The sequence below is a fragment of the Lactobacillus nasalidis genome (genome assembly GCF_016587775.1).
Lineage (GTDB): Bacteria > Bacillota > Bacilli > Lactobacillales > Lactobacillaceae > Lactobacillus > Lactobacillus nasalidis.
Map to the genome: position 1 here is coordinate 1 of NZ_BOCG01000162.1, position 1,104 is coordinate 1,104.

At 57.4% G+C, this 1,104-nt stretch carries 1 protein-coding gene and 1 pseudogene; both read right to left on the minus strand.

The features are described from left to right. Positions 1-214: 214 nt before the first annotated feature. Complete coding sequence (locus tag lacNas_RS03005) at positions 215-895, minus strand: flavodoxin (protein WP_244660699.1); 681 nt, start codon at positions 893-895, stop codon at positions 215-217. Between the two features lie 28 nt (positions 896-923). Then, positions 924-1,104 (minus strand): annotated as a pseudogene (locus lacNas_RS03010) (hypothetical protein); the annotation flags it as partial.

Consider the following 1,104-nt stretch of genomic DNA (forward strand, 5'->3'; position numbering starts at 1 on the left):
GCTGGCGGCAGCATCCCTTATCCTGCTCTTTGCCGCGGCTGCCGGGATGACTCTCTACCAGCGCCGCTACTTAGGCGGGATCAAGGAAAGCATCTGGGTCTTCGGTGCCTTCGCGCTTTTGCGCCTGCTGACGACTTTGCTTTTGAAATAAACTAAAAACCTTGGCTCAAGCGCCAAGGTTTTTTGTATATATGGAAAATGGAGGATGTTGGTCTTAGTAGCCGAGCTTCTTCAGCCAGTTGTTGACCCGCTTTTGAACGGCGCTTGGGTTGTCGCGGACGGTGTTGCCTTCAGCGGTGAAGCCCCGGCGGACCGTGGCCTTCGGGTAGGCCTTTCTGAGCGTTTCCGCCGTGTTGCCCAGGCCGGAGCCTTCAGCGGTCGTGAACGGGATGACCGTCTTGCCGTTCAGGTTTTCGTTGTCGATGAAGGTTCGCACGATCATCGGGTATTCGCCCCACCAGATCGGGGCACCGATGAAGACCGTCTGGTACTTTTTGACATTAGGCAGGGCGTTCTTGATGGCCGGACGGGCGTTTTCGTCCTGTTCGCGCTGGGCTACCCGGGTAGTGGCCTCATAGCCAGACGGATAGTCCTTCTTCGGCACAATCTCGTAGCTGTCGCCCTTGGTGTACTGCTGGATGAACTGGGCTACCCGGGCCGTGTTGCCGACCTTGAGGCTGCCGCCGTAAACGCCCTTGGTTCTGGAAAAGTAAACGACCAGAACCTTGCCGTTCTTGCCCTTGACCGCGGCGGTATTCGACTTCTTGCTGCTGGTGGAGGAGGAAGAAGCGGTGGAGCTGCTTTGGCTTGAGCGCCGGTTGTAGGCGTTGACGCCGATGACGGCAGCCAGAAGCACGACGATGACGGCTATGAAAATACTGATTCTCTTTCTCATTTTTGGATCTCTCCTTGTCTACACGCTGTTAGGAAAAAATGTCGCTGGCATAGTGGCGGAAAATCTTAGCGATCGTCTGTGGATCGTGCCCGCCGCCAGCTTGCTGGTAGTAGCGCAGGTTCTGCTTGTTGAAGGCCTTGAGCCGGTACATGGCGGAAATCTGCGGCTCCATGGAGCCGCCGGTCGGGTCGCCTGTGCCCACGCCGGCC